The sequence below is a fragment of the Pedobacter sp. 01N416 genome (assembly GCF_056399685.1).
Window position 1 is genome coordinate 1 of record NZ_JBFTRT010000398.1, and the last position, 4,791, is coordinate 4,791.

General features: G+C 39.6%; 4 protein-coding genes and 1 pseudogene. 2 read left to right on the forward strand and 3 right to left on the reverse strand.

Features of this window, described 5'->3' with window-relative positions:
- Nucleotides 1–257: 257 nt before the first annotated feature.
- Nucleotides 258–1,241 (forward strand): hypothetical protein, encoded by a 984-nt coding sequence (locus AC1DND_RS19775; protein WP_477584235.1) that lies wholly within the window; start codon nucleotides 258–260, stop codon nucleotides 1,239–1,241.
- A gap of 91 nt (nucleotides 1,242–1,332) precedes the next feature.
- Here the strand turns inward: AC1DND_RS19775 and AC1DND_RS19780 are convergent, their stop codons facing one another.
- Genes AC1DND_RS19780 through AC1DND_RS19790 form a run of 3 tightly spaced genes read right to left on the reverse strand, consistent with a single transcriptional unit; the run spans nucleotide 1,333 to nucleotide 4,454 of the window.
- A complete protein-coding gene (locus AC1DND_RS19780) occupies nucleotides 1,333–1,947 on the reverse strand; it encodes a rhomboid family intramembrane serine protease (RefSeq protein WP_029277963.1) in 615 nt (204 codons plus the stop codon).
- 5 nt (nucleotides 1,948–1,952) lie between these two features.
- Nucleotides 1,953–3,692, reverse strand: coding sequence for a M14 family zinc carboxypeptidase (locus AC1DND_RS19785; protein ID WP_477584237.1), 1,740 nt, complete (start codon nucleotides 3,690–3,692; stop codon nucleotides 1,953–1,955).
- Between the two features lie 30 nt (nucleotides 3,693–3,722).
- The gene (locus AC1DND_RS19790) at nucleotides 3,723–4,454 is read right to left on the reverse strand and encodes a hypothetical protein (RefSeq protein WP_477584239.1); all 732 of its coding nucleotides are present in this window, start codon (nucleotides 4,452–4,454) and stop codon (nucleotides 3,723–3,725) included.
- Nucleotides 4,455–4,513: 59 nt separating this feature from the next.
- On the opposite strand from AC1DND_RS19790, the pseudogene AC1DND_RS19795 reads away from it, so the two are divergent.
- Nucleotides 4,514–4,791, forward strand: a pseudogene (locus AC1DND_RS19795) (peptidase T); the annotation flags it as partial.

The window sequence follows — 4,791 nt, forward strand, 5'->3', positions numbered from 1 at the left end:
GTTTATGGATGTAGTATAGCAATGTCTTTTGTTGAGGTAGTATCGTAAGGCGATTTACCTCAGATGCTGTCATGTTGAGCCTGTCGAAACACTTTAAAGCGTATTTATGCAGGTCCTTCGACAAGCTCAGGATGACAAATCTATATTTATGATATACCTCTATCCTGAGATAGTGCTCAAGCAAGCCCGCTAACAGGGTGAGGTGGTTGTAATCCCTGCGTTAAAATAAAATATCGTTGCAAAGCCCTAAAAATATAATGGCTAATATTGCAGTGATGAATACCGGCTTATACAATCCTTTCCAAAACTTCGATTTTTTATACAAAATCTGCTTCCTAAGCGGCAAAACTTTTAATTCGCCTGTTGTTCAGGTGCCGTTAATTCCAAAATGGTTGTTAGCACAGGCTGGTTTAAGTGGCGAAGAGCAGATCCAGTTTTTGGATGAGAGTATCCGTTCGTACAACACCTTGGTTATCCCGGTGAACAGCGAAGTAAACGAGCAATTTTTAACCCCGCTTGAGCACAAGATCGAAGCAGCATTTGCAACAGGGTACGATGCCGTTTCCGCATTGCCCGAACTGGATCTTTTTAACTGGATCGGCAAATTTTTATATGGCTTTGTATACATCGAAATGCATTCGGCCTTACGCAAGGAAATGACTGCTGATGGTTTAAATATGTCGCAATCGTTAATGATGAAATTTGCCAATCTGAATTTCATGATGCAGAACCTGTATACCAGTCTCGAGTTTGAAGATTTTTCACCATGGTCTATCACGGTAGTGAAATTAGAAAACGGAGAAACACCGTTCAGTTTCCGTGATGAGATAAACACTTTAACCTTCTCGTTAAAAATGAAAGATTTTGGGATCATCGCCTGTTTACAGGATAATGGTACCAATAAACGCTATCATCAGGATATCATCAACGAAATAAAAGGAAAAGCTTTAACCGCCGAACAGTTTGAAGAGCTGAGTGCGCGTTTTTATTACTCTGCCTACCTGTTTAACCGCTTGCCTGAGTATACTTTTATGCCAGTAGAAGGCACCACTTATATCGAAGCCATGCCTTTACGCGGCAACATGACCAAACCGCTTTTTGATGTTTGGCAACATAAAGTATATGCGCAGGTATTGGAAAATTTCTGGAAACCCTGGGGTTATGTGGTATTCGAGATTATTAAAAACCCTGATGAGCCGAAGAGTTTCTTTGAGAAACCCTATTTGCCTACGGCGGGGTAATAAATTCAGGTCGTCACCCTGAATTCATTTCAGGGTCTATCTTGCATGAAAGATGCTGAAATAAATTCAGCATGACGGTCGCGTGCGAAAATTATCTCCCTCCTGTTAACATCGTAATAAAGTTCTGCAAAATACCCGGGACAAAAATGATGGTAAAAATCAATCCGGTTAAGGCACCAAAAAAGTGTGCATCATGATTGATGTGGTCTCTCGAATTGCGGGAAGCATAAGCACAATAAATTAAATACAAAATCCCAAAAACTACAGCAGGAATGCCGATAGGAATAAACATGATGTAAATTTTAGACATTGGATTAAACAAAATATAGCTAAAAAGCACCGCACTAATGGCTCCGGATGCACCAAGGCTATTGTAGTTAAAATGATCTTTATGTTTAATAACGGTGGGTAGATCACTTAGCACCAACCCCAGAAAATACAGTAATCCAAACTGCCAGCTCCCCATTAATCTTTCCAGTGTAAAGGCAAAAGCATAGAAGGTAAACATATTAAAAAACAGGTGCATCCAATCTGCATGCACAAGCCCGCTGGTAATCAAGGTATATACATTCTGTCCTTTGGATACACTATACGGATGCAGCATAAACTTGCCATAAAGCGAATGATCATAGAAAGCATATAAGCTGGTAATAATGGTAAAAACGAAAATTACGGAGGCAACTGGTGCAATATTGAAGTATTCCATGGGGGTTATTTTAAATCAAGTTTTACGTCTGTAACCAAACGGGCTACCGGATATCTATTGTGTGTTTTTTCGTAATAATCAGAATTTTTATATACAAAATCAAGTTGTGCAGCCGCATTCTTCGCAAATTCGGCATCTGAAGCTTTTTTCGCCTCCAATTTATGCTGTAGTTCTGGATTATTTTTTAGTAATGCTGTTGCAGTATCTTCAAAAACATATGCCGAATAATGTTCTTTCATATCCAGAATTGAATCGAAAAAGTTCCAGTTGAAATAAGAATCAGTAGCCTGTGGCTCCAGTGTTTCTACAATATACCGGTTAACAGGCTGGTTAACATAAACCACAAAATCGCTTGCGTAATATTGGAGGTTCTGTTTTAGTGTATTCAATTTTACGGCTGAGTGCAGATAGTGCCCTTCATAGGGCCTTGTTCCGGTTTTAAAATCGCCGATATAATAACTTTCTACTTCAATTTTCTGATCGTTTTTTAGCTCCCTGATTTTAACATTATTCAGTTTAAGCAGGGCAATTACGCGGTCCCAGGCTTTCGGAATAATGTAGGCAACCGGTTTTTGAATAGACACCGCAGGTTCGAACTTATTCCATTCTTTAATGGTCCTGGTGTAAGGTTTACTACGGTCGTAATATAAACGATCGGCACCGCTTACCGTACTGGGTTTTTGCCCGGCCTCAAAGCCTTTAAAGGTCAGATCGTTTACCTCAGTTTTGTTCAGTTTCCATTCTAAAGGAAATTCCTTTTGTGCAGCAACAAGTTCATCGGCCTTCCGCTTATTCTCTCCAATAACCTTGGCATCGCGTTCTACAAGCTGAATATAGGTTTGCAAAAGCTCGTAAGTGGCATCAACGCGCAAATCGTATGCCTTTAGCATATGCGTTTCGGGCATAAAACCTATGGTGTTGTGCAACGTGGTATATCCGGTAGAGTAACGTGGGGGATCTATAAATCCGGTTATTCCGCTTTCAGGCGTTTCACCTATCGAGTTTACATAGGGAATCATCGGGTAACCCACCTTCTCCATTCCCTTATATAGATCAGGTACCAATGTTTTAGTTAAATAGCCCGAAAGAATCGGGTTCAGCTTATCTTTTTGTGTAGGGATAAGCGTCATTACATATTGATAATCGGCACCATTGCTGGTGTGTGTATCTACAAATATTTCGGGCTGCCAGGTATTAAAAATGAGTTGAAACGCTGCTGAATTTTTCGAATCGGTTTTAATGAAATCACGATTCAGATCGAGGTTCTTGCTATTGCCCCTAAAACCATAAGCAACCGGTCCGTTCTGGTTGGCCCTTGATGTTCCGCTACGGTTAAAACTGCCATCTATATTGTACAGGGGAATAATGCAGATCACCACATCATTTGGCAGTTTACCTGCCTTAAGCAGATCGCGGGCAAGCATCATCGATGCATCCACCCCCTCTGGTTCGCCCGGATGAATGCCGTTGTTGATCAATAAAATCCTTTTATTCTGTTTTCTAATCTCCGAAGGATCAAAAACCCGATCGCGCGACAAAACCAATACATGTAAAGGCTTACCAAAATCTGTACGCCCATAGGTGAACAATTTGGCCTGTGGATAGGTCTTAGTTAGGTTTTCGTAATAGGTTATAGCAGCATTGTAAGTGGAGGTTTCAATTTTTCCGCTCAGCTCGAAAGGTGTTTTTTGTGCGGCAGCTTTTAATCTCATCGAAAGCAAACAAAACACAAAGAATTTTTTCATGCCTTAAATCTAAGAAATGAAATGATGTTATTAAAGGGTTTTACGATAAGATTTAATCGTTCCAAACATATATTTAAAACCTATGGTATAAACGTTGTAAACATCCGGCGAATTGTTTGCAAACTTGGCGCTCGAATCGTTATAACCATCCAAACCTTCGCCAAAAGTATAGTTCGATTGTGCATTAATGTTGATAACGTACCTCATATAGCCATAACCATCGTTGATGAAATAGTTAAAACCGAAGTTTAAAGGTACCGCCATATTAAGGCTTTTATCTTTTCCAGGGAAAGGGCCATAGCCAGGATCGTGTGCTGCCCAGCTTGGTTTATACCGAACAATATCGGTAATCTTGTTGTTAATTACCCCTATACCCAAACCTACATACAAACCCCTTAGATTGTATAAAAACTCGCTTTTATCGTAGTTCACCACCTCACCAAGCATTAGCTTTACATTGGCTGTAATGGCGGAATATTTGTTTACAAACTGACGGTTGTGCAGATCGGTTTCAATATCACCACCCTGAATCATACCATACTGCCCTTCTAAACCCAGGGTTACAAATGGCGTGATATGATAATCGAATACGCCATAGGCTGTGTAACCAAAACCTCCTTTGTACACATCAGTATAAGATTTGTTTATTCCTCCTCCAAAGCCATACGACATTTTAAAAAAATTAGATTGGGCAAAAGAAAAACTTCCTATAAAAACAAGCAGAAGGGTTATGTAAGTAGCTTTCAGCAGATTAAAAATCATATCGTTTTTTTACAAAAATAATATGTTTATCGAATATCTATAACTTTTACCTTTGAATTATGAGCACATACACCAACTTTAACAAATCTCTGGAGCAGCGGTTTATAAAATATGCGAAGATTGATACTCAATCTGATCCAAATTCTCCAACTTGCCCATCAACCCTAAAACAAAAAAACTTAGGTAAAGAATTGGTTCAGGAACTGTTAGAAATTGGCGTTACTGATGCCGAAATAGACGATAATGGCTATGTTTATGGTACGATCCCGTCAAATACAAACAAGCAGTTGCCCGTAATTTTCTTCTGTTCGCATATGGATACCTCGCCAGATTGTAG